At 71.6% G+C, this 25,976-nt stretch carries 22 protein-coding genes; 16 read left to right on the plus strand and 6 right to left on the minus strand.

The window, feature by feature from the left end; genetic code table 11:
* The coding region (locus ETD96_RS06980; protein WP_171068897.1) for a fumarylacetoacetate hydrolase family protein at positions 1-535 on the minus strand (535 nt) is incomplete at its 3' end.
* Positions 536-785: 250 nt separating this feature from the next.
* Positions 786-2,060, minus strand: coding sequence for a flavin-dependent oxidoreductase (locus ETD96_RS06985; protein WP_138635454.1), 1,275 nt, complete (start codon positions 2,058-2,060; stop codon positions 786-788).
* A 102-nt stretch (positions 2,061-2,162) separates the two neighbouring features.
* Between ETD96_RS06985 and ETD96_RS06990 the strand changes: the two genes are divergently transcribed.
* From ETD96_RS06990 to ETD96_RS07020, 7 genes are all read left to right on the plus strand, one after another.
* A complete protein-coding gene (locus ETD96_RS06990) occupies positions 2,163-2,933 on the plus strand; it encodes an IclR family transcriptional regulator (RefSeq protein WP_138635455.1) in 771 nt (256 codons plus the stop codon).
* Between the two features lie 214 nt (positions 2,934-3,147).
* Positions 3,148-4,632, plus strand: coding sequence for a UbiD family decarboxylase (locus ETD96_RS06995; protein WP_138635456.1), 1,485 nt, complete (start codon positions 3,148-3,150; stop codon positions 4,630-4,632).
* On the plus strand, positions 4,629-5,648 hold the full coding sequence (locus ETD96_RS07000) for an ABC transporter substrate-binding protein (RefSeq protein WP_138635457.1): 1,020 nt from the start codon (positions 4,629-4,631) through the stop codon (positions 5,646-5,648). Before ETD96_RS06995 ends, ETD96_RS07000 begins: the two co-directional genes overlap by 4 nt.
* On the plus strand, positions 5,645-6,499 hold the full coding sequence (locus ETD96_RS07005) for an ABC transporter ATP-binding protein (RefSeq protein ID WP_138635458.1): 855 nt from the start codon (positions 5,645-5,647) through the stop codon (positions 6,497-6,499). The genes ETD96_RS07000 and ETD96_RS07005 overlap by 4 nt, the downstream gene beginning before the upstream one ends.
* Positions 6,496-7,335, plus strand: a complete 840-nt coding sequence (locus tag ETD96_RS07010; protein WP_138635459.1) for an ABC transporter permease — start codon at positions 6,496-6,498, stop codon at positions 7,333-7,335. The genes ETD96_RS07005 and ETD96_RS07010 overlap by 4 nt, the downstream gene beginning before the upstream one ends.
* A 99-nt stretch (positions 7,336-7,434) precedes the next feature.
* Positions 7,435-7,920: a UbiX family flavin prenyltransferase gene (locus tag ETD96_RS07015; RefSeq protein ID WP_138635460.1), complete on the plus strand. Its 486-nt coding sequence runs from the start codon at positions 7,435-7,437 to the stop codon at positions 7,918-7,920.
* 299 nt (positions 7,921-8,219) lie between these two features.
* The gene (locus tag ETD96_RS07020) at positions 8,220-9,500 is read left to right on the plus strand and encodes an APC family permease (protein WP_138635461.1); all 1,281 of its coding nucleotides are present in this window, start codon (positions 8,220-8,222) and stop codon (positions 9,498-9,500) included.
* 50 nt (positions 9,501-9,550) lie between these two features.
* On the opposite strand, the gene ETD96_RS07025 is transcribed toward ETD96_RS07020, so the two are convergent.
* Entirely contained in the window at positions 9,551-11,653 is a 2,103-nt protein-coding gene (locus ETD96_RS07025; RefSeq protein WP_240807331.1) for an MMPL family transporter, read from the minus strand.
* A 314-nt stretch (positions 11,654-11,967) separates the two neighbouring features.
* Between ETD96_RS07025 and ETD96_RS07030 the strand changes: the two genes are divergently transcribed.
* The 5 genes from ETD96_RS07030 to ETD96_RS07050 all read left to right on the plus strand — a co-directional run bounded on the left by ETD96_RS07030 (position 11,968) and on the right by ETD96_RS07050 (position 18,067).
* Positions 11,968-13,215 carry a sensor histidine kinase gene (locus tag ETD96_RS07030; RefSeq protein ID WP_138635463.1) on the plus strand — a complete coding sequence of 416 codons (1,248 nt, stop codon included), beginning with the start codon at positions 11,968-11,970 and terminating at the stop codon, positions 13,213-13,215.
* Entirely contained in the window at positions 13,212-13,907 is a 696-nt protein-coding gene (locus ETD96_RS07035; RefSeq protein WP_138635464.1) for a response regulator, read from the plus strand. Before ETD96_RS07030 ends, ETD96_RS07035 begins: the two co-directional genes overlap by 4 nt.
* Positions 13,908-14,045: 138 nt before the next feature.
* Positions 14,046-14,354: an Rv3488 family transcriptional regulator gene (locus ETD96_RS07040; RefSeq protein WP_138635465.1), complete on the plus strand. Its 309-nt coding sequence runs from the start codon at positions 14,046-14,048 to the stop codon at positions 14,352-14,354.
* A 210-nt stretch (positions 14,355-14,564) separates the two neighbouring features.
* A complete protein-coding gene (locus tag ETD96_RS07045; protein WP_171068898.1) occupies positions 14,565-16,550 on the plus strand; it encodes a WD40 repeat domain-containing serine/threonine protein kinase in 1,986 nt (661 codons plus the stop codon).
* A complete protein-coding gene (locus tag ETD96_RS07050; RefSeq protein ID WP_138635467.1) occupies positions 16,547-18,067 on the plus strand; it encodes a serine/threonine-protein kinase in 1,521 nt (506 codons plus the stop codon). Before ETD96_RS07045 ends, ETD96_RS07050 begins: the two co-directional genes overlap by 4 nt.
* A 136-nt stretch (positions 18,068-18,203) precedes the next feature.
* Here ETD96_RS07050 and ETD96_RS07055 read toward each other — a convergent pair whose 3' ends face one another.
* From ETD96_RS07055 to ETD96_RS07065, 3 genes are all read right to left on the minus strand, one after another.
* Entirely contained in the window at positions 18,204-19,052 is an 849-nt protein-coding gene (locus tag ETD96_RS07055; protein ID WP_138635468.1) for an alpha/beta fold hydrolase, read from the minus strand.
* 112 nt (positions 19,053-19,164) lie between these two features.
* A complete protein-coding gene (gene pntB, locus ETD96_RS07060; protein WP_138635469.1) occupies positions 19,165-20,607 on the minus strand; it encodes a Re/Si-specific NAD(P)(+) transhydrogenase subunit beta in 1,443 nt (480 codons plus the stop codon).
* Positions 20,608-20,610: 3 nt separating this feature from the next.
* Complete coding sequence (locus ETD96_RS07065; RefSeq protein ID WP_138635470.1) at positions 20,611-22,152, minus strand: Re/Si-specific NAD(P)(+) transhydrogenase subunit alpha; 1,542 nt, start codon at positions 22,150-22,152, stop codon at positions 20,611-20,613.
* A 1,222-nt stretch (positions 22,153-23,374) separates the two neighbouring features.
* Here ETD96_RS07065 and ETD96_RS45745 point away from each other — a divergent pair.
* From ETD96_RS45745 to ETD96_RS07085, 4 genes are all read left to right on the plus strand, one after another.
* Positions 23,375-23,656 (plus strand): MerR family transcriptional regulator, encoded by a 282-nt coding sequence (locus ETD96_RS45745; RefSeq protein ID WP_138635481.1) that lies wholly within the window; start codon positions 23,375-23,377, stop codon positions 23,654-23,656.
* Between the two features lie 524 nt (positions 23,657-24,180).
* Positions 24,181-24,687 (plus strand): SigE family RNA polymerase sigma factor, encoded by a 507-nt coding sequence (locus tag ETD96_RS07075; RefSeq protein WP_138635471.1) that lies wholly within the window; start codon positions 24,181-24,183, stop codon positions 24,685-24,687.
* On the plus strand, positions 24,684-25,538 hold the full coding sequence (locus ETD96_RS07080; RefSeq protein ID WP_138635472.1) for a hypothetical protein: 855 nt from the start codon (positions 24,684-24,686) through the stop codon (positions 25,536-25,538). Before ETD96_RS07075 ends, ETD96_RS07080 begins: the two co-directional genes overlap by 4 nt.
* A 15-nt stretch (positions 25,539-25,553) precedes the next feature.
* Positions 25,554-25,964 carry a hypothetical protein gene (locus ETD96_RS07085; protein WP_138635473.1) on the plus strand — a complete coding sequence of 137 codons (411 nt, stop codon included), beginning with the start codon at positions 25,554-25,556 and terminating at the stop codon, positions 25,962-25,964.
* Positions 25,965-25,976: the final 12 nt, after the last annotated feature.

A 25,976-nucleotide genomic window follows, 5' to 3' on the forward strand; every position in this document is an offset into this window, starting at 1 on the left:
GGTAGGGGCCGACCGGAGTGGAGGAGTCCCAGATCTTGCCCTGCGTCCACTCGATCGTGCGGAACTGCCAGTCCCGCACCGAGACGTCGTTCATGACCGTGAACCCGGCGATCGCCGCCTCCGCCCGAGCGTCGTCGGCGCGGCGGACCTCCTGCCCGATGACCACGGCCAGCTCCACCTCCCAGTCGAGCGCGTCGGTCTCACCGGGCTTGACGATGTCGTCGTTGGCCCCGATCAGGCTGTCGGCGAACTTCGGGAACAACGTCGGATACGACGGAAGCTCCCGCCCCATCTCCTTGATGTGGTTGGAGTAGTTGTGACCGACACAGATCACCTTGGACGGCCCCGGCACGACCGGCGCGAAGTCCGCGCCCTCGGCGTCGTACACGGTGCCGGAGGCGGCGGCTGCCTTCGCCCGCCAGTCCGGCTCGGCCAGCAGCGCGCCCAGATGGGTGAACCCCAGGTCGACGAGCTTGCCGTCGTCGAGGCGGACGGCGCGGGTGCCGGCGGCGGTGCGGATGGTGGAGAGCTTCATTCAGACGTCCTTGGCGAATCGGTTGAGGTTGAGGGATGCGAAGACGGGCGCTTCGGAACAGATCCGGGATCGTGAGCCCGATGCGACGCCGCGCCGCCGGCCCGCTCCCGCGTGGATCATCGGCGTGTCCCGCGCCCCGAACGGCAGCGGCATCGGCCGCGGGCAGGAGATCATGCGCGGGCCCTGCGGGCGGAACGCCGGCTTCGCCCTTTCCGCAGATCAGCGTCCGTCGGGGCCGGCTCCGGCGCGGTTATGCGCGGTCTTGCAGCGCGTTCAGGGCCGTGACGGAGAAGCCCGCGATCTCCTTGTACCGCTGGGACATCTGGGTCAGCTCCTCAGCCGTGATGACGTCCTCGATGGCGTCGAACGGGCGGTCGCCGGTGCGGCGCCAGACCTCCTGGATGATCACGTCCGGCGGGGTGCTCCGGTTGGTGAGGACGACCTGCGACGTCACCGGAAGGCGCTCGGCCTCGTAGGCGCGCAGCGCCGTCTCCGGGTCGTCGCGAGCGGCCTCCAGGTGGCGGCGGAGGGACCGGGCGTCGAGGATCGCCTGGCCCGCGCCGTTGGAGCCGCGCGGGACCATGGGGTGCGCGGCGTCGCCCATCAGCGTGACGCGGCCGAAGGTCCACCGGTCGAGGGGGTCCTGGTCGACCATGGGGTACTCCAGGACGGTCTCGGACGCCCGCATCATCGCCGGCACGTCCAGCCAGTCGAAGTGCCAGTCCTCGAAGTGGCCGATGAAGTCCTCGAGACGGCCCTCGCGGTTCCAGTCGCGCCCCTGCGCTCGGGGGGTCCGGGTCTCGGCGACCCAGTTGAGGAGCTGGTCGCCGCCGGGCAGGTTCCGGATCGGGTAGGCCACCAGCTTGCCCTGGTCGAGCCAGCCCGCCCGCACCATGCTCGCCCCGCTGAGGAAGGGCCGCCCGACGGTCACCCCGCGCCACATGTTGATTCCGGAGTGCTGCGGCTCGCCCTCGTCCGGGTGGAACTGCTTGCGGACCGCCGAGTGGATGCCGTCGCAGGCGACGACGGCGCGGGCGCGCACCGGCGGCCGGTCCTCGTCGTGCGCCGACGACTGGAAGAAGACGGTCACTCCGGTGTCGTCCTGCTGGACGCTCACGCAGCGGTGGTCCTGCACCACGGCGTCGGGGCCGAGCCGTTCCCGCACCGCGTCCAGCAGGACGGTCTGCAGGTCTCCGCGGTGGATGGAGTACTGCGGGTTCTCGTATCCGGCGTACCGCCCGGCGGGCTCCTGGAAGATGAGCTGGCCGAACCGGTTGAAGAACACCGACTCCTTGGTCAGGACGCCGACCTCCCCCAGCGCGTCGCCCAGGCCGAGCTGGTGCAGGACGCGGGTGGCGTGCGGCAGCAGGTTGATGCCGACTCCGACCGCGGTGATCCGCGGTACGGCCTCGTACACGCGGCAGCCGATACCCGCGTCGTGCAGTTCGAGCGCGAGGACCAGGCCGGCGATGCCGCCGCCGACGATCAGGACCTCGACTTCGGGCTCGGTGGAACGTTCCCGCATGGACTCTCCTCGTGCTGTGCGCCCGGTCGAGCGCAAGCACATCGTGCCAGGTGTTGCAGAATACGGACGCAATTGCAGCACTTTTTCTGCTATACACAACACATGTCGGATTCCCCCGCTTTCCCCCCTCCCCCCTACACCGTCGGCTCCGTCGACAAGGCCGCGCTCATCCTGCTGCTGATCCGCGACCGCGGCGAGGTCCGCGTGACCGACGTCAGCAACGAGCTCGGCGTCGCCCGCTCGACCGCCCACCGGCTGCTGCTGACCCTGGCGTATCGCGGGTTCGTCGCACAGGACCGCGTCTCCAAGAGCTACCGCGCCGGACGGGTGCTGGTGGAGATCGGGCTGGCCGCGGTCGGCGAGCTCGACGTGCGGCGCAAGGCCAGGCGCCACATGGAGGCGCTGGCCTCGGAGCTGCACGAGACCGTCAACCTGCTCGTCCTCGAAGGCAGCGGCACCCGCTTCATCGACGGTGTCGAGGGCGACCGTCCGCTGCGGGTGTCCTCGCGCACGGGGACGCTGCTGCCGGCGCACGCCACCTCGGGCGGCAAGGTCCTGCTCGCGGAGCTCTCCGACGAGGACGCCCTCGCGCTCTTCCCGGACGGCCTGCCCCGCATCACCGACCGGACCATCACCGACCCGGACGTGTTCCGCGCTGAGCTGCGCAGTGTCCGCGACCTCGGCTACGGGGTGAACCACGAGGAGAGCGCGGCGGGCCTGGACGCGGTCGCGGTCTGCGTGCGCGACCACCTGGGCCGGGCGATCGCCGCACTCGCGGTGAGCGTGCCGCACCAGCGCATGGCCCAGGGCCTGGTGCACGCGATGCTGCCGCACCTTCGGGCCACCGCCGAGGCGATCAGCGGGGACCTCTGACCGGGAGTTGTTCCGTAGTTCAGAAAAATAAGTCGATTCATTCCCTTTTGCAGAACACACGGCTACGTTCGGGCGACGGACGAGCCGCCACCGGCTCCATCCGACGCAGGCTACGCGCCGTACATCAGCACGCCACGAAACGGACAGACGTCATGAATTACCAGCAGAATGGTCGGTACGGGACGGTCCCGCACGCGTCCCAGGGCGCCGCTCGATGAGCTACAACGCCTACGACGCGCCGCACGCCGACCTGCGCGAGCTGATCGACCGCATCGAGCGGGCCGGGCAGCTCGTCCGGCTCGGCGGCGTCGACCCCCATCTGGAACTCGGGACGCTGATCGAGCTCATCGCGCACCGCAGCGGTGAGGGCGGCCCCGCGATCCTGTTCGACGATCTCGTCGGCGCCCGGCCCGGGCACCGCGCGTTCTCCGGCGCGACCAACTCGGCCGAGCGGCTCGCGCTCACCCTCGGGCTGCCCGTCCCGGAGCACCCGCTCGACGTCGTCCGCGCCTACCGCGACCGGATGAAGACGCACAAGCCGATCCCGCCGGTCACCGTGGACCGCGGGCCGGTGCTGGAGAACGTGCACCGCGACGGCGACGTGGACGTCACCGCGCTCGTCGCGCCGTTCCTGCACGAGCGCGACGGCGGCCGCTACATCGGCACCGACGACCTGATCATCATGCGCGACCCGGACGACGGCTGGGTGAACCTCGGGACGTACCGGTCGATGGTGCACGGCCCGGACCGGGTGGGGCTGTGGATCTCGCCGGGCAAGCAGGGCCGGCAGATCCGGGAGAAGTACTTCGCGCGCGGCGAGCCGTGCCCGGTGCTGATCTCGTGCGGACACGACCCGCTGCTGTTCCTGGCCTCGGGCAACGAACTGCGCTACGGCCTGTCGGAGTACGACTACGCCGGCGGCCACCGAGGCGCGCCGTTCGAGGTCGTGGAGTCGGAGCTGCACGGGCTGCCCATGCCCGCCTCGGCCGAACTGGTGCTCGAAGGCGAGATGTACCCGGGCGAGGTCGCTCCGGAAGGGCCGTTCGGCGAGTTCACCGGCTACTACGCGGGCGGACGCTCGGACCAGCCGGTGGTCCGGATCCGCCGGGTCTACCACCGGAACGATCCAATCGTGACGGTCGCGTCGCCGATCCGCCCCCCGTCCAACTTCTCGTACAGCAAGTGCGTGATGAAGGCCGGGATGATCTGGGACGAGGTCGAGCGCGCCGGGCTGTCCGGCGTGCAGGGCGTGTGGTGCCACGAGGCCGGCGCCGCGCGGCTGTTCAACATCATCTCGATCAAGCAGGCGTACGACGGGCACGCCCGGCAGGCCGGGCTGCTCGCCGCGTCCTGCCAGTCGGGGTCCTACCTGGGCCGGTTCGTGGTCGTGGTGGACGACGACATCGACCCGACCAACACCTTCGACGTGCTCTGGGCGATGTCCACGCGGTGCGACCCGGCCGAGGACATCGAGACCATCCGGCGCGCTTGGAGCGGTCCGCTGGACCCCCGCATCCCGCACGGGCAGACGCACAACTCGCGGGCCGTCATCTCGGCGGTCCGCCCCTTCGACCGCCTCGCCGACTTCCCGCCGGTCGCAGAGGCGAGCCCGGAGCTGCGCGAACAGGTCGAGCGCAAGTTCGCCGACGTCCTCGCCGGGCTCGGCACAACCCCCGCATCCTTGGAGGACACGAAATGAAACGCCTTCCTCTGGTCGCCGCGGCCGTCGCGCTGCTGAGCATCGCCGGCTGCGGAGGCGCCGCGGACTCCGGCGGCGAGACCACCACGATCAAGTACGGGATCTACGAGCCCGGCGCCGACGCCGGCTACCTGCTGATGGCCGAGGAGAAGGACCTCTTCGCCAAGCACAAGGTCAAGGTGGAGGTCGTCCGGTTCAAGAGCGTCCAGCAGGCGTTCCCGGCGCTGCTGGCCAAGCAGGTCGACATCGTCCAGGGCAACCCGAGCGAGGCGCTGCTCGCCACGGAGAAGGGCGCGAAGCTGAAGTTCGTCGGGTCGACCATGCCCGGGCAGAACTACGGGCTGTACGCCAAGCCGGGCGTCGCGGACCTCTCGAAGATGTCGGGCGCCACGCTCGCGGTGTCCACCCCGACCGGGCTGCCCGCCGTGGTGGCCAAGGCGATGCTGTTGCAGTCGGGCGTCGACCCGTCCAAGGTCAAGCTGGTCAACGCGGGCGGCTCGCCGGACCGCTACAAGTCGGTCGTGTCCGGGCGCGTCCAGGCCGCCTCCGCGCCGCTGGACTACACCGCCCAGGCGGAGCGGGACGGCATCAAGGTGCTCGCGCGGGCCAAGGACGTCGTCCCCGACTTCCCCCGGTACGCGCTGATCACCCGTGAGGACGTGCTGAAGGCCAACGGCGACCAGATCACCGGCCTGATCGCCGGGCTGGTGGAGGGCATCAGGTACGCGGACGAGAACCCGGAGGAGGCGAAGGCGCTGGCCGCCAAGACCCTCAAGCTCCAGCCGTCCGACCCGATGATCGCCGCGACCTACAAGGAGTTCCACGAGGGCGGCTACCTCGCGCTGAACGGCGAGATCCCCGTCAAGCAGATCAAGTACCTCGCCGACCTGCAGGTGAAGTTCGGCCTCGTCGACTCCCCCGTCGCGGTGGACCCGCTGGTGGACGACACCTACCGGCAGAAGGCCGTCGCGAAGCTCGGCGAGGTGCCGTCGAGCTACTACGGAGCCGCCAAATGACCACCGCGCCATCACCGTCCGCCGTCGGGGCGGACCAGGCGGCGGACGTCATCGTGGACGTGCGGAACGTCTCCAAGACCTTCCGCGGCGACGGCGGCCGCGAGGTCCACGCGCTGCGGGACGTGTCGTTCCAGGTCCGGCGCTCGGAGATCGTGGCGCTGACCGGCCGGAGCGGCTGCGGCAAGACCACGCTGCTGCGGATCATCATGGGCCTGGAGCGTCCCAGCTCGGGCACCGTCGCGGTCAACGGCACGCCGGTGACCGGCTGCGGCCTCGACCGGGGCATCGTGTTCCAGAACGCCGAGCTGCTGCCCTGGCGGACCGCGGTCGGGAACGTGGAGTTCGGCCTGGAGGCCCGCGGCATGTCCAAGGCGAAGCGGCGGGAGGCCGCCATGGAGGCGATCGAGCTCGTCGGGCTCGGCCACGCCGCGAACCGCAGGCCGCACGAGCTGTCCGGCGGCATGCGGCAGCGGGTCGGCATCGCCCGCGCGCTCGCGATCGACCCCGCCGTGCTGCTGATGGACGAGCCGCTCTCCGCGCTGGACGCGCAGACCCGCGAGAGCATGCAGGCCGAGCTGCTCGACATCCACGAGAGGACCGGCAAGACGATCGTGATCGTCAGCCACGACCTGGACGAGTCGGTGCTGCTCGCGGACCGGGTGGTCACGCTCGTGCCCGACCCCGGGCGGGTGCACGGCGTGCTCGACACCGCCCACGGCCCCGGGACGTCGCTGGACGACCGCCGCGCCTCGCCGGAGTTCACGGCGCGCCGCCACGAGCTGTGGCAGCTCGTCCACGGTCAGGAGATCGGTCGGAAGGACGAGGCACAGAGGACGGAGGAACGCGCATGACCACGCTGGCCGAACCGGCCGCCCCGGCCACCGAGGACGAGGCCGCCGCCGCCAAGCCGCGGTTCCGGCTGCGCTCCCGGCGCGACCGGCTGATCACGATCGGCTCCGTCATCGTGCTGCTGGGGATCTGGGAGGTCGCCGCCCGGCAGGTCGATCCGATCCTGGCCGCGCCGCCGAGCGCGGTGCTGAAGGCCCTGGTCACCATGGCCGAGGAGGGCTCGCTGCACACGGCGGTGCTGCAGAGCGCCAAGCCGTTCCTGTCCGGCTACCTGCTCGCGATCGTGGTCGGGGTGCCGCTCGGGCTGCTCATCGGCCGGTTCCGGGCCGTGGAGGCGGCGCTGGGCTGGCTCATCATCGCCGGCTACGCGATGCCGATGATCGCGCTGATCCCGGTCTTCGTGCTCTGGTTCGGGCTGGGCTTCGCCGTCAAGATGGCGATGGTCATGGTGATGACGGTGTTCGCCATCGTGATCAACACGTGGAACGGGGTGCAGAACGTCCCGCGCGCGACGATCGAGGTCGGCATGGCGTTCAACGCCTCGCAGGCGCGGATCCTGCGGCAGATCGTCGTCCCGTCCGTCATCCCGTCGATCATGACGGGGCTGCGGATCGGCATCGGCAAGGCGGTCGTCGGCATCGTCATCGCGGAGTTCTTCACCGCGCTCGGCGGCATCGGCGGCGTCATCGTGGAGGCCGGCCACAGCTTCCAGCCGGACCGGATGTTCGCCGCCGTCGTGGTGCTCATGGCCGCGGCCGTGGTGCTGACCTGGCTGATCGGCATCGCGGAGCGACGGCTCGCCCCGTGGAACCGGTCGATCACCGGGAGCGGGCAGTGACCGCGCCGCGCCGGGTCATCGTCGGCGTGTCCGGCGCCACGGGCACCGCGCTGGCCCTGCGCACCCTGGAGATGCTCGGCACGGCGGGGGTCGAACGGCATCTGGTCGTGTCCCCCCGCCGCCCGGCGGACGGCCGCCTACGAGTTGCCGGACGCCGAGTTCGAGAAGCACGCCGAGGTGGTGCACAACTTCCGCGACATCGGCGCGTCCATCGCGTCCGGGTCCTACCCGGTGGACGCGATGGTCGTGATGCCGTGCAGCGTGCGGACGCTGAGCGCCATCGCCTCCGGGGCCGCGGAGAACCTGCTGGTGCGGGCCGCGGACGTCACGCTCAAGGAGCGCAGGCGGCTGGTGCTGTGCGTCCGCGAGACCCCGCTCCACCTCGGCCATCTGCGCGCGATGGTCACCGCGACCGAGATCGGCGCGATCATCGCACCGCCGATGCCCGCGTTCTACATCGCCCCGGAGTCGGTGGGCGACCTGGTGAACCACACGGTCGCGCGCACGCTGTCGCTCATCGGCGTCGAGGTCCCGGGCGCCGATCCGTGGCTGGGCACCGCCCCGTCACGCGCGGACGGCGGCTGACGTCGGTGGTACCGCTCGCGAGCGGTACCGCCGACGCGTTCGGTACTCCAGCCGCATTTGGAGATCCCGGTCTGATCGAGACCGGACATGACACGGCCACCGCTGTGATCGTGTGGGTGTGTTGAGCCCACACGATCGGCGGTGGCCGTGCCGCTCACTGTGGAAGCCGCATGCCGTCCGCTCTGTACCTGCGCTGAGAGCAGCGCAGCACGAGGAGTCGGTGAACCGGGGTCGAAATCAGATATCGTTACCCGATATCGACTTCGCAGCCATCAGGCCGAACCGCCCGGGAGCGCACCATGAGCGAGCCGTCGAGCATCCCCCCGGCCGGCGGAGGCGCGCCTGAACTGCGCCGGCGGCTGGGGACGTCCGACGCCGTGGTGATCGGCCTGGGGTCGATGATCGGTGCGGGGATCTTCGCGGCATTGGGCCCGGCGGCCCGAGCCGCGGGAACCGGGCTGCTGCTCGGACTGGGGGTCGCGGGGGTCGTCGCGTACTGCAACGCCACCTCGTCGGCACGGCTCGCCGCGCTGTACCCGGCGTCCGGCGGTACCTATGTCTATGGCCGGGAGCGGCTCGGCGAGTTCTGGGGATACCTCGCCGGCTGGGGGTTCGTCGTCGGCAAGACGGCCTCGTGCGCGGCGATGGCCCTCACCGCCGGCCTGTACATCCGGCCCGACCACGCGAACGCCGTCGCGGCCGCCGCCGTCGTCGCGCTGACGGCGGTGAACTACGCGGGCGTGCGCAAGTCCGCGCGGCTCACCCGGGTGATCGTCGCGGTCGTCCTGGCCGTCCTCGCGGCCTTCGTGGTCACGGCCCTGACGTCCGGGCAGGCGGAAGCCTCCCGCCTGAGCATCGGGGCGGACGCCTCCTTCGACGGCGTCCTGCGCGCGGCCGGACTGCTGTTCTTCGCCTTCGCCGGGTACGCGCGCATCGCCACGCTCGGCGAAGAGGTCCGGGACCCGGCCCGCACCATCCCCCGTGCCATCCCCCTGGCACTGGGCATCGCCCTGGCGGTGTACGCGCTCGTCGCCGTCGCGGCCCTCGCCGTCCTGGGCGGCTCCGGCCTCGCCGCCGCGTCCGCGCCGCTGGCCGACGCCGCCCGCGCCGCCGGACTTCCCGAACTCGCCCCGGTCGTGCGGGCGGGAGCGGCCGTCGCCGCGCTCGGCTCCCTCCTGGCACTGATCCTCGGCGTGTCCCGCACCACGCTGGCGATGGCCCGCGACCGGCACCTGCCGCACGCCCTGGCCGCCGTGCACCCCCGGTACAAGGTGCCGCACCGCGCCGAACTCGCGGTCGGCGCCGTCGTCGCGATCCTCGCCGCGACCGCGGACCTGCGCGGCGCCATCGGCTTCTCGTCCTTCGGCGTACTGGCCTACTACGCGATCGCGAACGCCTCGGCGTGGACGCTCGGTCCCGGCGAGGGCCGCCCGGCGCGGATCGTCCCGGCCGTCGGCCTCGTCGGCTGCCTGGCGCTCGCGTTCGCCCTGCCGCCGTCCTCGGTCGTCGCGGGCGCCGCCGTCCTGGCCGCCGGAGCCGCCTGGTACGGGATCCGCCGCCTGGCGACGGCGCGCGACTGACCGCCCTCACATCCCGTCCCCCCGCTGATGGCGACTGCGGGTGGACGGGCTCAGACTCGGATCTCTTCTCCGATCTCGGTCGAGGGAGCCGGATTCCTTCGCGGGGCTCTGCGCCCGGGCATCCACCAGTTGCTCTTGCCGAAGAGCTCCATCACGGCGGGGACCAGGACCAGCCGGACGATGGTGGCGTCGATGAGCACGGCGACGGCCATGCCGAGGCCGCCCTGCTTGACCGCGAGGTCGGGGCCGAGCAGGGACGTGGTGAAGACCGCGATCATGATGGCGGCGGCGGCCGTGATGACCTTGGCCGTCCGCGCCAGCCCACGGGCGACGGCCGCACGGGTGTCACCGCTCCGCTCGTACTCCTCGCGGACCCGCGAGATCAGGAACACCTGGTAGTCCATCGACAAGCCGAACAGGACCGGGAACATCATCATCGGCACCCAGGTCGTGACCGGCATGGCGGCGGGGAAGCCGAAGGCCGGGCCGAGCCACCCCCACTGCACGACCGCGACCACCACACCGTAGGCGGCGCCGATCGACAGGAGGTTCATCACCGCGGCCTGCAGCGCGATCGTCACCGACCGGACCAGCGCGATCAGCAGCACCATGGACATCGCGATGACGACCGCGATCATCAGGGGCAGGCGCGATCCGGACTCTTCGGCGGCGTCGATGGTGCCGGCGTTCGGTCCGCCGACGAGGACCTGTTCGCCGCCGGGCGTCCGCGGCAGCACGTCGTCGCGGAGCTCGTGCACCAGGTCGGCGGTGGCCTCGTCCTGGTAGCCGGTCGTGGGGAAGGCCATGAAGGTGGCGGCACGCCCGTCCCGGCTGACGCGGGGCGGCGTGGCGTACGCGATGCCCTCGGTCCCGCCGACCGCCGCGACGACGTGGCGGAGATCGGCGTCCGGGGAGTCGATCTCGGTGGCGAAGATCAGGGGCGCTCCGTATCCGGGGCCGAAGCCTTCGGAGAGGATCTCGTGCGAGATGTAGCTGCTCCGGTCGCGAGGCTGGACGCTGGCGTCGGGCTGCCCCAGCCGCATCGACAGCGTGGGGGCGGCCAGCACCAGCAGGATCGCACCGGCGAGGAGGGCGGCCACCAACGGCCTGCGCTGCACCACGCCGGCCCAGCGCTCGGCGAGCGTGCGGCGCTCCTGGAGCGGTGCGTCGGCGTCCTCGGCGCGGCGGGACGCGCGGCGCGGCAGCCGCAGCGAGTTGATCTTGTGTCCGGTGAAGCCGAGGAAGGCGGGGAGCAGCGTCACCGCGGCGATCATCGTGATCAGCACGGTGATCGACGTCGCGATGGCCACCCCGGTCATCAGTCGCTGTCCCATGACGACCAGGCCCAGCAACGCGATCACGACGGTCGTGCCGGCGAACAGCACCGCGCGGCCGGCGGTGGTGATGGCGATGACCGTGGCGCCCTCGGGAGCGTCGCCGTCCCGGAGAGCGTCCTTGTAGCGGGTCACGATGAACAGCGCGTAGTCGATGCCGACGCCGAGGCCGATCATCGCACCGAAGATCACGGTGAAGTCCGGCGCGGGGACCAGATGCCCCACCAGCTTCGTCAGCGCGAGACCGGCCGCGATCGCCATGAGCGCGGTCACGATCGGCAGGCCCATCGCCACCAGGGAACCGAAGGCGATGAACAAGATCACCGCCGCGGCCGCGATGCCGACGCTCTCCGTCGGACCTTGCGGCGGCGTCTCGGCCTTCTCGGCCATGTAACCGCCCAGACCCACCGTGACGCCGTCGCCGGAGGCGTCCTTGACGAGGTCGACCAAGGGCTTGACCTCGGACTTGTCCGCCTCCTGGTCGCTCAGGGGGATGGTCGTGCGGGCGATGCGGCGGTCATCGGTGACCAGGTTCTCGTCCTGATACGGGGAGACCACGGGCCCGGTGACGGGCGAGCCGGCGAGATCCGCGATGATCCCCTCGATCTTCCGCCGGGCGGCGGGATCGTCGATGCCCTTCTCCGCCTTGATCGCGAGGGTCAGCGTGTCCCCTTGCTGCTCGGGGAAGTGCTCCTCGATCAGCTGCTGCGCCTTGGCCGACGGCGAATCTCCTCCGGAGAAGTCGTTGTCGGGGGCGGCACCGTAGCCGAAGCCGACGAACGCCACGGCGATCACACCGGCGATCCAGGCGAGAAGCACCAGGCGGCGGCGCCGGTGGCAGAACCGGGCCAGCGTCGCGAGACCGCCGTCCGTTCGGGGGGTTTCAGCCGTGTTCTCCAGCCCTTTCCTCTTTCGCGGCTCCTTTGGATCCGAGGACCGGTTGCGGTTCGGGGACGGGTGATCTCTCATGGCGGCGATCGTCGCGCCGCCGGGGCGGCCGTCGCGTCTGTCAGCGGACGGCGGCGTGTGCGCGTCCGGACGTACGACGCCCGGTTCTCCCTACTCCGTCTGGAGTAGGGAGTCGCGCATCTGAGCGCAGCGGCGTTCACGCGGCTGAACAGTAAGATCGCGACATGGAACGCCGAACCGGGTCGTTCTCCCCGCGTGCGGTCACGCAGAACACGCTCCTCGCCCTCTTCGTGACCGTGATGCAGGTCCAGGGAACGATCACCCGCGTCCCTGAGGGAGCCACACGCCCGCTGACCGACCTGGGAAACCTCGGATACGTCCTGCTGGTGGTGAGCGGGCTGGTCGTCGCCGTCCGCCGCCTGTGGCCGACGCCGGTGTTCGCCGTCGCCGCTCTCACCAGCGTGGCCTACTACTCTCTCGACTTCCCGGACGGGCCCGGCTGGCTCGGGCTCTTCGTCGCGCTGTACACCCTCGCGGCCTACGGCGACGGCCGCCGGTCCCTGGTGATCGCCGGTTCGGGCATCGCCGCGCTGACCGCCGTGTGGCTGTACACGGCCGCCGACATCGAGCCGCGCGCCGCCATCGGCTGGGTGTTCTTCCGCATCGGCGCGTCGGTGATGAGCGCGGCCCTCGGCGAGTCCGTCCGGTCCCGGCGGGTGATCGCGGCGGAGGCCCAGGCGCGCGCCGAACTGGCCGAGCGGACCCGCGAGGAGGAGGCACGCGCGCGGGTCGACGCCGAACGCCTCCGGATCGCCCGCGAGGTCCACGACACCGTCGCGCACGCGATCGCGATCATCAACGTGCAGTCCGGGGTCACCGCCCACGTGCTCGACAAACGTCCGGAACGGGCGCGCGAGGCACTGCAGGCCATCGAGCAGACCAGCTCCCGGGCGCTGCAAGAGATGCGAGCCATCCTCGGCGTGCTCCGCGACGAAGGCGATGCCCATGATGAGGACGACGGCCGCGCACCGAACCCCGGCCTGGACCAGATCGACGAACTCACCGCCAAGGCGCGCGAGGCCGGCTTGGACCTGACGCTCGAAGCGGCCCCGCCCATGACGCCGCTGCCCGGTACCGTGGGCAGCGCCGCCTACCGGATCCTGCAAGAGTCGATCACCAATGTGATCCGGCACGTCGGGCCCACCCGGGTGACGGTCGAGCTGAATCCGGGAGCCGATCTTTTGGAGATCCGCGTGACCGACGAGGGCCGCCGGACCGAACCCGGTGACGAGTCCGCGGAGCGCCCGTCCGGCAACGGCGCGAAGGCGCCGGCCGCGCCGGGCCGCGGAATCCTCGGCATGCGCGAGCGGTGCCGGCTGCTCGGCGGCGACCTGGACGCCGAGCCCACCCCGGGCGGCGGGTTCCAGGTGACGGCCCGGCTGCCCCTCGCGCCGACGGGCCCGCGACTGTGAACGCGCCCTCCGCGGCGCCGCCCTTCGATTCGATCAAGGTGCTGCTCGCCGACGACGAAGGTCTCGTCCGGTCCGGGTTCAGGCTGCTCATCGACGTCGAGGACGACATCACCGTGGTCGCGGAGGCCACCGACGGCGCCCGAGCCGTCGAACTGGCCCGTGCCACCCGTCCCCACGTCGTCCTCATGGACATCCGCATGCCGAGGCTGGACGGGATCCAGGCCACGGCGGAGATCACCCGGACACGCGGGCTGGAGGACGTCCGGGTCCTCATCCTCACCACCTACGACACCGACGCCAACGTCTTCGAGGCACTGCAGGCCGGGGCGAGCGGCTTCCTGCTCAAGGACGCCGGGCCGGCCGAACTCCTGCACGCCATCCGCGTGATCGCGGCGGGGGAGGCGCTGCTCGCGCCGCGGATCACCCGACGCCTCATCGGCCAGTTCACGGCCCGGCGCACCGCCGTCGAGGCCGCGGAGGACCGCCTCGCGGTCCTCACCGACCGCGAACGGCAGGTGCTCGAACTGATCGGACGGGGACTGAGCAACCAGGAGATCGGCGCCGAACTGGTCATCAGCCCGGCCACCGCACGCACCCACGTCAGCCGCACAATGGCGAAGCTGGGCGCACGCGACCGAGCCCAACTGGTCGTCATCGCCTACCAGACGGGACTGGTCACCCCCGACGCATGAAGGCGCGGCACACACCGCCCGCCGCGCTCCCCAGGACGTGGGCAGCCGCTCTTCGGCGCCGAACCAGGACCGATATCGACATCCGATATCGGTCTGGTGACATACTCTTCGCCCAGGACTGGCTAGGAGGGCGAAGGCATGCGGGACTTCATCCGGGGGGCGGTGCGGCTGCACATCCTGCACCACGCGGCCAAGGAGGAGATCCACGGTGCCTGGATGACGCGCGAACTGGCCGAACACGGCTACGACATCAGCCCCGGCACCCTCTACCCCACCCTGCACCGGATGGAGGCCGACGGACTGCTGGTCTCGGAGCAGCGGGTGGTGGAAGGCCGCACCCGGCGCGTCTACCGGGCCACCGAAGCCGGGAATCAGGTGCTGGAAGAAGAACGTGCGGCCCTCAAGGAACTGGCCCGCGAAGTACTCGGCATCGACCTGCCCCAATGACCCCGCCACCCGACCACGTCCGACACGGCATCTTCGCGCTCCGCCTGACCGGAACCTGACGGGTCCTGGCCGAACTCTCCACGGAACGATCATGTTCATGTAATGCTGTGCACGGAGGCGGACGCTCCGTCACGGTCAGTGGAGAAGGCGAGGAACGGCGTGGAGCCCTTGGGCGCGAATGACCCCCGGCAGGTCGGGCCCTTTCAGATCATGGGACGGCTGGGGCGCGGAACCGTCGGGGAGGTGTTCCTCGGCCGCTCCCCCGGCGGGCGGCCGGTCGCGGTGAAGGTCGTGCTCCCCGGCCCGGCCGAGGACGAGACGTTCCGGCGGCGCTTCCGCGCGGAGGTGGACGCGGCCCGCCGCGTACAGGGCGTCCATACGGCACCGGTGGTGGACGCGGACCCCAGCGCCGCCCGGCCCTGGCTGGCCACCGCCTACATTCCGGGTCCGTCCCTGCAGGAGGCGGTCTCCGCCCACGGCCCGCTGCCCGCCGAAACCGTCGGGACGCTCTGCGCCGGGCTCGCCGAGGGGCTGGCGGCCGTGCACCGCGCGGGCCTGGTGCACGGCGACGTCAAACCGGGGAACGTCCTGCTGGCGTCCGGCGGGCCGCACCTCGTCGACTTCGGCATCGCCCGGGCGATCGAGGACGCCGGCACGCTCGCGTCCGTGCGGATCGGCGATCCCGGCTTCACCGCGCCGGAGCAGATCCGCGGCGAGGAGCCCGGCCCGGCCTCCGACGTGTTCTCGCTCGGTTGCGTCCTCGCCTACGCGGCCACCGGGCGCCACCCCTTCGGCACGGGGACGCCGGACGAACTCGTCCACCGCATGGCGCACGCAGATCCTGACCTGGCGGGCGTGCCCGAGCCGCTCGCCGCCATGATCCGGGCGTGCCTGGCCAAGGAGCCCGCCGACCGGCCGGCGCCGGCCGCTCTCCTCCAGTCGGCGCCCGCGTCCGGCGGACCGATCCCGTGGCTTCCACCGGCCGTCGCCGCGATGGCCGAGCAGCGCGAGCGCCCCGCTGCCTCCGGCGGGCCGCGCGTGTGGCGGCGCCGGGGCCTGCTGGCCGCCGTCGGCGCGGCGACCGTGGCGGCGGTCGCGGCGGTGACCGTGGCGGTGGTGCTCTCGTCCGGCTCGTCCGACGACTCGGCCGCAGCCACCGGTGGCGGCAAGAAGGACACCGCCCGGCTCGACCCGGTGGCGAGCATCGAGCCGGGTACCGTCGAGAGCCTGCGGGACATCGTCTACACGCCGGACGGCGCCCACCTCGTGGGTGTCTTCGAGGACGACCTCAAGGTGTGGGACGCGAACACGCGCGCGCAGGTGACGACCCTGGCCGCGGGCGAGGGCGTGCGCCCGAAGAGCGTCGCCGTCAGCCGGGACGGCCTGGTCGCCATGGGCTACATGCTGCCGATGCGGATGACATCGGAAGGTCTCCAGACCGGTCTCGGCGGGGCCAAGGTGTGGGATCTGCGGACGGGTCGCACGGTCGCCGACCTCACGTTCAAGTCCTCCGACCGCACCGACCTGTTCATCATGGACGGACTGGCGTTCAGCCCCGACGGCCGCTACCTGGCGGGCTCCGGGTCCGGCAAGGGCGAGGGCATCGGCAAGGTGCCCCTGTGGGACGTCAAGGCGGGGAAACTGCTGCACACCTTCGTCGTCGACGGCCGGGCTGGCAGTACAGCGGCGGTGCACAGCGTCGTCTTCAGCCCGGACGGGAAGACCCTCGCCGCCGGCTACGGGGACGGCGAACTCGCGGGCGGCGTGGCCCTGTTCGACGTCGCGTCCCGGTCCCCGGCCGGCACCCTGCCGATCGGCAAGGCCGACGCCTTCGGCGTCTCCGGTCTCGGCTTCACCCCGGACGGCGGAACCCTCACCGGGTCCTTCGGCGGCGTCGGCGTCTGGGATGTCGCCGCCAAGAAGGCGACCACGCCCCTAGCCGATGCGGGCTCCGGCTACCAGTCGATGTCCCTCAGCCCCGACGGGAAGACGCTGGCCGCCGGCCGGGGCGCGCGCGAGGGCGGCGGCGGGGTGACCCTGTGGGACGTGGCCTCCGGGCAGCGCCTCGTGTCGGCGTCCATGGGCCGCTCCGGCGTGGGCGGCGTGGCCTTCGCCCAGGACGGGCGCACGGTCGCCGCGGCCACCGACGACGCGCAGTTGAAGGACGTCATCAAGATCTGGAAGCTCGCCCGGTGAAGCCTCTGGAACCCGGGGACCCGGCACAGGTGGGCCCGTACCGGCTGTTCGGACGGCTCGGCCGCGGCGGCATGGGCGAGGTCTTCCTCGGCCGCTCCCCCGGCGGCCGGCTCGTCGCGGTCAAGGTCGTGGCCGCCGACCTGGCGTCCGACGCCGACTTCCGGCGCCGGTTCGTCGAGGAGGTCGAGGCCGCGCGCAAGGTCGGCGGCTTCTACACCGCGGAGGTCGTCGACGCCGACCCGGACGCCGGGCGCCCCTGGCTGGTCACCGCCTACATCCCCGGCCCGTCGCTGCAGCAGGCGGTCGCCGAGAGCGGGCCGCTGCCGGACCAGGCGGTCCAGGTCCTCGGTTCCGGGCTCGCCGAGGGGCTGCTGGCGGTGCACCGCGCCGGCCTGGTGCACCGCGACCTCAAACCGGGCAACGTCCTGCTCGCCGACGACGGCCCGCGCGTCATCGACTTCGGCATCGCCCGCGCGCTGGACGCCGCGCAGAAGTCCACCGCGGTCATCGGCACCCCGGGGTTCATGTCCCCCGAGCAGGCGCGGGGCCGCGCGGCGGGGCCGGAGTCGGACGTGTTCTCGCTCGGCTGCGTCCTGGCGTACGCCGCGACCGGCGAGGGCCCCTACGGCAAGGGGCGGCCCGCGGTCGTCGTCTACCGGATCATCCACGAGGAGCCGGACCTGTCCCGGCTGCCCGAGCGGCTCCGGCCGTTCGTCGCCGCGTGCCTGGCCAAGGACCCCGCCGCACGGCCCTCGGTCGGCGACGTCCTGGCGCATTTCGCGCCGGCCGCCGACGAGGGGCACTGGCTGCCGGAGCGCGTCAGCGCGATGATCACCGAGCGCAAGGCCGCCGTGCCGCCGTCCGGCGACCGGCCGCCCGCACCGTGGACCCCGGCTCCACCGCCCCCGGTCACCGCGCACACGCGAGTGGAGACCCGGCCCGCGGCGCCCCGGACTCCCGTGTGGACGCGCCCTCGGGTGCTCCTCCCAGCCGCCGTGGGCACCGTCGTCCTCACCGCCGCCCTCACCTGGGGAGTGATCGCCCTGACCGGCGGCGGCGAGCCGGGCGCCCGGGCCACCGGTGGGACGCCGAAGCCGGGGACCGCGTCGCAGGACCCCTGCGATGTGATCGACCAGAGCATCATCCGGGAGAACCAGCTCATCTCCACCGGTGTGCAGGGCGGCTACCAGAACGCGGCGGAGAACGTCCGCACCTGCGAATGGCGGACCGCCCAGTACGGGGCCGACACCGACTTCCGGCTGACCCTCATGTACGCCCCGGAACCCGTGCGCCTCTTCCGCACCGAGCTGACCGACGCCGAGCACGACAAGCTGACCGGGCTCCCCGGGATGCGGGCGTACGGCAGCGACGACGAGCGCGCCTGCCAGGTCACGTGGGAGAACGAGGGGTCGTCCACCCACGTGAGCACGGTCGCCACCGGCTCGATGAGCAGCACGGCGGACATGTGTCATATGGCAGCGCGACTGGCCGTGTCGGTGGCTTCCAAGGTGCCGTAACGCACGGCCACCTTCCGGCGTCCGGCCTCGCCGTGGGGGCTCAGCTGGTCTGGCGAACGCCGGCCGCCGTACTCGCGCCAGGCGCCCGGCGGCGCAAACCTGCAACCCCCTCAACCACTGGTGATGTCGCTGACATTCAGTAACGGTGCGTGGCTGTGGATGAATTGCCGTCGGCAGCGGGATGAGATGGGAGATTGTCGAGGAAGTCCAAGAGCCCGGCGTGAAGGGCGTCGGGGCGTTGCAAGTGCAGGTCGTGTTCCGTGCGCGGAATGCTCATGGCCACGGTGTCGGATCGGATGCGGAGCATCTGTTCGGCTTCTTGATCTGGCAGAAGGCTCGTTTCCGCCAGAATGAGCAGCGTGGGGCAGGTGATGTGGCTCCACTCCTCCCAGAAGGAATGCTGGGCGATCTCGGCGAGTGAGTCGACCATGACGTCCTGGTCGAAGCGGGGCCACCATCCGCTATCGCGTTTCTCCAGCCCGGCGGCCCATGCTTCACCGACCGGGCCGCCGCCGAAGAACTCGGCGGCGGCCACTCGGGAGTTGAACGGGATCGGCCACGAGCGCAGCCAGGCACCGACCTCTGCCGGCCTGGTCGGTGTTGGACCGCCCGGACCGGCCTCGATCAGAACGAGCGCCCGGGCGATATCAGGACGAGCGGCAGCGACCAGCATTGCCGTATGCCCGCCCAACGACTGCCCGACCAGCACCGGTTTGTGCAACGCCAACTGCTCGACAACGGCAATGGCATCGGTGACGTAGGCCGCGCGGCGGGTATCCCCGGGGCGCCGCTCAGCGGCACCATGCCCGCGCTGATCGACCGCGATGACCCGATATCGCGGAGTCAATCGATGCGCGAGAAGGTCCCATTCACCCGCATGACCGGCCAACCCGTGCAGCAGCAGGAGGGGCGGCCCCGATCCGCCCCAGTCGCGGCAGGCGAGACGAACACCATCTCGCACGACGAGTCGTTCTGACCACGCCACCTCAACACCTCCCGTTCATCAGCGGGTATCGGACACACTGCGAACGACCTCGACGCGCCCTCAGCAAGCTCACGAGATCCGGTGGGGGTCAGGATGGTGTGGCGGTCTCGGGTCAGCCGGCCACCGGTGTGAGGTGTCCGAGGGCACGGAGGATGCCGTCGACTTGTTCCCTGGCGTCACCGAAGAGCATCTGGGTGTTGTCGCGGAAGAAGAGCGGGTTCTGGACGCCGGCGTACCCAGTGGCCATGGAGCGTTTGAACACGATGACCTGCCGGGCGTTCCAGACCTCCAGGACGGGCATGCCGGCGATGGGGCTAGCGGGGTCCTCCTCGGCGGCGGGGTTGACGATGTCGTTGGCGCCGATCACCAGGACCACGTCGGTGGCACCGAAGTCGTCGTTGATCTCGTCCATCTCCAGCACCAGGTCGTAGGGCACCTTGGCCTCGGCGAGCAGCACGTTCATGTGGCCGGGGAGCCGGCCGGCGACCGGGTGGATGCCGAACCTGACCTGGGCGCCGAGGTCCCGCAGCCGCGCGGTCAGCGCGGCGACGGGGGCCTGTGCCTGGGCGACGGCCATGCCGTAGCCGGGAATGATGATCACCGAGGAGGCCGCGGTGAGCACTTCGGCGGTCTCCGCGGCGGTGATCTCCCGGTGCCGGCCCTGGTCGGCACCGGACGCGGCGGGCGCCTCGAGGCCGAACCCGCCGGCGATGACCGAGAGGAACGAGCGGTTCATCGCCTTGCACATGATCGCCGACAGGTAGGCGCCCGAGGAGCCCACCAGCGCGCCCACGATGATCAGGAGGTCGTTGCCGAGCAGGAACCCGGACGCGGCGGCCGCCCAGCCGGAGTAGCTGTTCAGCATGGAGACCACCACCGGCATGTCGCCGCCGCCGATGGAGGCGACCAGATGCCAGCCGAGCAGCAGCGCCACCGCGGTGACCGCGATGAGCTGCCACATCTGGGGCTCGACGACGAAGGCGACCGTGAGCGCGGAGAACGCGACGAGCGCCGCGACGTTGAGCAGGTTCTTGCCCGGCAGCATCAGCGGCGCGGACTTCAACTTGCCCGACAGCTTGCCGTAGGCCACGACCGAGCCGGTGAAGGTGACGCCGCCGATGAGGACGCCGATGAAGACCTCGGCGCTGTGGATGCCGAGCATGCCCTCGCGGGCGAGCGCCGCCGCCTCCGTCCCCCCGGGGTGGTGCTCGACGTGCAGGTATCCGCTCCAGCCGACCAGGACCGCGGCCAGCCCGACGAAGCTGTGCAGCAGCGCGATGAGCTCGGGCATCGCGGTCATCTCCACCGACCTGGCCCGCTGCAGGCCGATCAGCGCGCCGACCGCGACCGCGGCCACGAGCAGCCCGAACGCGGGGAGGTCGATGCCGTCGTCGGCGGTGAGGGCGACGGTGGCGACGAGCGCCACGGCCATGCCGAGCATCCCGTAGGTGTTGCCCAGGCGCGCGGATTCGTGCCGTGAGAGCCCTGCCAGCGCGCGGATGAAGAACAGCGCCGCGACGATGTACGCCGCGGTCGCCGCCGTTGCGACCGTCATTGCCTAGCTCCTGATGAACATGGCGAGCATGCGGCGGGTGACCGCGAATCCGCCGAAGACGTTGATGCTCGCGAGCAGGATCGCCGCGAGTGAGAGGACGGTGATCGCCGCGCTTCCCGTGCCGATCTGCACCAGCGCTCCGACCACGATGATCCCGGAAATCGCGTTGGTCACCGACATCAGCGGGGTGTGCAGTGCGTGGTGCACGTTCCCGATCACGTAGTAGCCGATCACGATGGCCAGCGCGAACACGGTCAGGTGCACCTGCAGCGCCGCCGGCGAGAACGCGATCAGGCCGAACACCCCGGCGGCCGCGATCGCGGTGCCGAGCCGGCGCAGCACCGGGTTCGCCTTGCCGGCCGGGTGGGCCGGGCCGTCCGCCTCGGCCTCCTGCCGTGCCGGACGGACGGCCGCCGGTGCCGCCGACACCGCCACCGGCGGCGGCGGCCAGGTGAGCTCCCCCTCGCGGACGACGGTCATCGAGCGTTGCACGACGTCGTCGAAGTCCAGGACGAGTTGGCCGTCCCGCTGCGGGGTCATCAGCTGTATCAGGTTGACCAGGTTGGTGCCGTACATCTGGGACGCCTGCGCGGGCAGCCGTCCGGCCAGGTCGGTGTAGCCGAGGATGATCACGCCGTTCGCGGTGACCACCCGCTCGCCGGGGACCGTCCCCTCGACGTTGCCGCCGTTGGCCGCCGCCATGTCGACGATCACCGAACCCGGCCGCATCGTCGCCACCATCTCCGCGGTGATCAGCTTCGGCGCGGGTTTGCCGGGGATGAGCGCGGTGGTGACGACGATGTCGACGTCACGGCACTGCTCGGCGTACAGCGCGGCGGCGCGGACGTTGTAGTCGTCCGACATCTCCTTGGCGTAGCCGGTGCCCGGAGCGTCGTCCGGCTCGGCCTCGGCGACGGCGAGGTAGTCGCCGCCGAGCGAGCGCACCTGGTCGGCGACCTCCGGCCGCGGGTCAGTGGCCCTGACGATCGCGCCCAGGCTGCCGGCCGCGCCGATCGCCGCGAGCCCGGCGACGCCGGCCCCCGCGACCAGCACTTTCGCCGGCGGCACCTTGCCCGCCGCGGTCACCTGCCCCGTGAAGAACCGCCCGAACTCGTGCGCGGCCTCGATCACCGCGCGGTACCCGGCGATATTGGCCATCGAGGAGAGCACGTCGAACGACTGCGCCCGGGAGATCCGCGGCACCGCGTCCAGCGACAGTGCCGTGATGGGGCGCGCGGCGAGGTCCTCCACCAGGTCCGGCCTGAACCGGGGGCTCAGCATGCCGATCAGCGTGGCACCCGGTCGCAGGGCGTCCAGGCGCTCGGGCGAGGGCGGGGCGACGCCCAGCACCACGTCCGCGGCCTGCGCGTCTCCGATGGCGGCGCCCGCGGCCTCATACCGGTCATCGGGGAAGCCCGCGCCGGCTCCGGCGCCGGACTCGACGATCACCGCGTACCCGAGCTTCTGCAGCCGGGTGACGGTGTCCGGCGTCACCGCCACCCGCCGCTCGCCGGGCGAATCCTCCTTGAGAATTCCAACGATCATGACAACCACCTCGTATCTCTCCCGCATCAGCGCCGTGAACGCGCAGTACGGGGCATCGCGCCGGGTTGCCGGGGTGCCTGCCCGCCAGTCCGGACATGGACGAGCTGACGGCGCCAAGTATCTCGGCATCAAGGTAATTCTGCCGCGAGCGGGACCGCCGCCGCTATGCACTGTGTGCCAGTCTTGGCTGCGGAAGTTGGGCACTTCCCACGGTCAACGCCACGGTTATCTTCCCCGGTCCAGTGAGCGAGGAGCCCGAGGCCATGACGCGCAGCCGGGCTGACGCCGATGTGCTCGTCCAGACCAACGGCCACCCGGTTCAGCTCCGAGACGGCCCGCGGCCGCCTTAGCGTCATCGCCGCCGGCACCGCCTGCTCGTGCAGCGCACCGACGGTGAAGGCGTCCACCTCACCCTGGACGTCCACCACCGCCCACGCCGTGGCGCGTTCGCCGGATCCTCGACCGTCCCCGAGTGTCCGCCCGCCGGGACGCGGCCCTCCGCACCATCTCCGCCTCACTCACACCTTGCGGCCCGCTCCCCCACGCGGCCGAAGCGCTCGCGACTGGAGCAGAGAACCCGGAAGTGTGATCTACGAAACTCTGTAGCGGCCAAGGTAGATTTTCGACCGGACGGCGGGTAGTGTTCCTGTCATCGAAGAGAGACGAGTCCAAGAGGACCGGCAGAGGACGAACTGCCGGAAGGTACGGAAGACACCGGCCGGGCGTGCCGGGGCCAACGCAGTGGAAGGGGCTCCGGCAGCCGGCGGCCGACAGGTCACCGGGAACGGCGTGCCGTACGACGCGGTACGCGAGCAACCACGCAGTACCGGTAGTGATGTCAAAGAAAGGAGGGTTCGACGCCATCGGGATCGCCCGACGCAGGCTCCAGTCACGCCGCGCGGGTACCGCAGCCCCACAGATTGGACGGTGGTCTACGGTCACGCATACGCGATCCCCGCGTCCCCGCCCCCGTCTGGGCGGCTGACACGGAAGACCGGCCCGTCAGAGCCGGTAGATGGTGTTGTACCTCTGGGCCCCGGCGCGCATTCTGGCGCCGGGGCCCCTGTCGTCGCTGCCGGCCCAAGGCAGTACGGAAGGTTTAGTGAAGGCATCCCAGCCGGCCCGGGCCGGCGACCAGCAGGATCGGCATCACGCGCACGCCGCCGAGGATTCCGGCGGGCTCGAAGGCAAGCTCGACGACGAGGACTACCCGGCCTACAGCATGGGCCGCGCCGCCGAGATGCTGGACGTCACTCCGGCGTTCCTGCGCAGCCTCGACAACGCCCGCCTCATCGTCCCGCAGCGCTCAGCCGGCGGACACCGCCGCTACTCCCGCTACCAGCTGCGGCTGGCGCAACGCGCCCGCGACCTGATCGACCAGGGCACCCCGCTGGACGCCGCCTGCCGCATCATCATCCTCGAAGACCAACTCGCCGAAGCCCAGCGCATCAACGCTGAACTCCAGCACGACCGCAACGAACGGGCGGCACGAAACCTACCCTGAACCCGCCGGCCCCCGGTCCGCTCCGCCTTGCCGACGACGGACGGTACTCGAAACGGAAGCCGCGGAAGCAAGTCCGCAGGGGCCGCGGCCAAGCCGCCGACCACGAGCCGCAGACTCATCGCCGGCAGCCGCACACCGATCTGTAGCGCGTCCAGCCGGCACACCGCCCCCGGTCGAGCGCGGTCGCTGCCGCAAGCCTCGTCCGTTCAGGTCAAGCGGCATGATCGTGCTCGTTGAGGGTTCCGTCCGGACATTGTGTTCTTCGGACGTTCAGGTGGGCGATCTGGTCTGGTCCAGTGATCGGTGGAGGCGGCTTTCCGAGTTCCTGAGGGGCTTTGCGTGGTGCTGCCATCGCAGTTACCGTCGCGCTCTCGCAGGATCAGGTCATCTCCCCGGGAACTTGTGGTTGATGGCTGGCGGCAGTTGGTACGGACGGTCGGGCCCGCGCTAGAAAAGATCTGTGTTGGAGGCATAGCCGCGGGGCCTTCGTGGGTCTGAGTGGGTGACACCACAGAGGAGGCCCGTTGAACCGAGAGGCCCGCGAGAGCTTCGCCGCATTCGTCGCGGCACGGTCCGGCAGCCTCATCCGGACGGCGTACGTGCTGGCCGGGGATCAGCACGCCGCCGAGGACCTATTGCAGAACGCCCTGGCGAAGACGGCCGCGCGGTGGGGCCGCGTGCGCGACAACCCGGAGGGCTACGTCCGCCGCGCCATGTACAACGAGCAGGTCAACCGGTGGCGCCGACGGCGCCGCGAGTCGGTCGTCGCGGAGCCTCCGGACTTGCCATCCGCCGGCCCGGACGTCGACCTGCGGCTGGCGCTGGAACGCGCGCTGCTGGCCCTGCCACCGCGCAAGCGGGCCGTGCTGGTCCTGCGCTACTACGAGGACCTGCCCGAACGCGAGGTCGCCGCGATCATGGGCTGCTCGGTCGGCACCGTCCGCAGCCAGACGCACCGCGCGATCGCCCGGCTCCGGGAACTCGCCCCCGACCTGGCCGTCCACCTCACTCCGACCGGGAGCCGACCATGACCGACCAGATGCTCAGGGACGCCCTCACCGCGCTCGCCGATCGCGCCGAGCCCGCCGACGACCTCACCGACCGCGCTCTGCGCACCGCCGCCCGCCGCCGGACCAGGAAGGCCGCCGGTGCGGCGGCGCTCGCCCTGGCGGCCGTCGTCCCCGTCGTGGTCGTCGCGGGTGGCGACCGCCCGGAGACCGGCGTTCTCGGCCCCACGGCCGAGCCGTCCCGGATCGCGGACGCGCTGCCGGACGACACCCCCGAGGAGCGGGCGATCACCCGCGCCTGCCTGCGCGACGGGCGCGTGTCGGACTTCCGGGTGCTGACGCGGCAGCGGGTGCCGGGCGGGCTGCTCGTGGAGATCGGCGGCACCCGCGGCTACGTCCTCTGCGTGACCGGCGGAGGCGACAACACCGAACCGCCGCAGGTGCACGCCTGGCCCGGCAGGACGGACGGCCGCCTCTTCGGCTTCGACGCGCCGCTCCGCGTGGACGGTATCCGGCAGGTGCAGGCCCTGAAGTGGGACGAACTGCACGCCGTGGTCGTCGGCCGCGCCAAGCCCGGCGTGACCCGCGTCGCCGTGGCCTGGGACGGCGGCCGCACCGCGCGGGTCGCCGTCCAGGACGGCTTCTTCATCGCCCAGACCCCGACCCGGATGATGCCGGACCACGGGGCGACCGGCCCGATGTCGGCGGGCGCGATGTCCTCGCCCACGATCCGCGTCAAGACCGTGACCGGTTACGACGGCGCGGGCAAGGCCGTCCACACCTGGCGGCCGCAGGTCCGGACGGAGGAGGCCGGCTTCGTCCCCGAAGACTGCACCGACGGCCTGACCCGTCCCCGCCCCACGCTCTGCGACTGACCCCGGGAGGCGGCCATGCCGATCCGGCACAGGGCGGCCGAACTCGCCCTCCACTGGCACGCCGGGCTGTTGGCCGGGCAGGCGCTGACGGCCGCCGTCTACGGCGAGCATCGCCGGAGCCGCGCGCTGACCGCCCGCGCCGTCCTCCGCGGCCCCGCCGCGGTGGAACGCCTCGTCACCGTCTGGTGCAGGACGATTCTGCACGAGCGCCCACCGGACATCGGCGTACGCCGCGACATCGAGCAGGTGCCGACTCCGGCGCGCTGGGCCGCGCGGGTGCTCGCCGCCGTGGCGGCCCGCGACCGGCTCGGGCTTTCCGCCCTCGTCGGCGCCATCCCCGCCGACGAACTCGAACCACATCTGACATCCCTGCTGTACCTGGCCGTCGACGCGGTCGCCGATCGCGACGAGGAGATCTGCCTCTGACGTCACCACAAT

This window comes from Actinomadura geliboluensis (assembly GCF_005889745.1).
Lineage (GTDB): Bacteria > Actinomycetota > Actinomycetes > Streptosporangiales > Streptosporangiaceae > Spirillospora > Spirillospora geliboluensis.